This is a genomic window from Vibrio sp. OPT46 (genome assembly GCF_015163535.1).
Classification (GTDB): Bacteria; Pseudomonadota; Gammaproteobacteria; order Enterobacterales; family Vibrionaceae; genus Vibrio; species Vibrio alginolyticus.
In genome coordinates, this window is record NZ_JADDYG010000298.1 from 136,331 (window position 1) to 137,085 (window position 755).

Sequence of the window (755 nt, forward strand, 5' to 3'; positions counted from 1 at the left end):
TTGAATTTGTTAAATTTATCAAACGTGCGTTTAAATAAACGTGAAGCAAGTAGTTCAATTACTCTACTTCTTTGATTCTTATGCGATTACTAATGGTTAACTATAGAGAGTTAAAACGGTAAGAGGTATACGGAAAGTAAAATCGAAGCAAAAAAAAACCACACATAACTGTGTGGTCGGAATATCTATAAAACAATTAACTTACGCCAATTGAAAAGTAATCAGTTTCCTGATTAGGAGAAAGTAAAGTCAGCCTTCAAAAGGAAGTGTCATCTTGCTCAACATGTTAGTCGCAATGACTAACGAGATGACAAGGTGTACTATAACCCCTTCACTGCTTGATATTTTGAAATAGATCAATTTTATAGTGATTTTACGAGTTTTAAGCTCACCTAGTGCGATTATTGATTCAAAACAATTCAAGAATCCACCATCAGAAGTCCCTTTTAATGCTCCATCAAGTGAACTTATCCAAGCCATTGATTACTAATGATGATATTGTTAACAATATATATCTATTCGTGTTCGATGATATCTGACATTTGCGTATACACTTTTAGGTAACCACATGGCTTATTGTGTCAAAGGGTTTGCATGACAAATCCTGCAACCAAAACCGCTAAGCGATGAAGCAAGTAAAGTCATGCTCAGAACAAGTAAGAAACTCACAGAGCGAGGATGGAGGCTCCTGTGGCCATATTAAAAATGTTTGGAAAGAAAAATTCCAACAGTCCGGTCAACTCTGATATGGACAA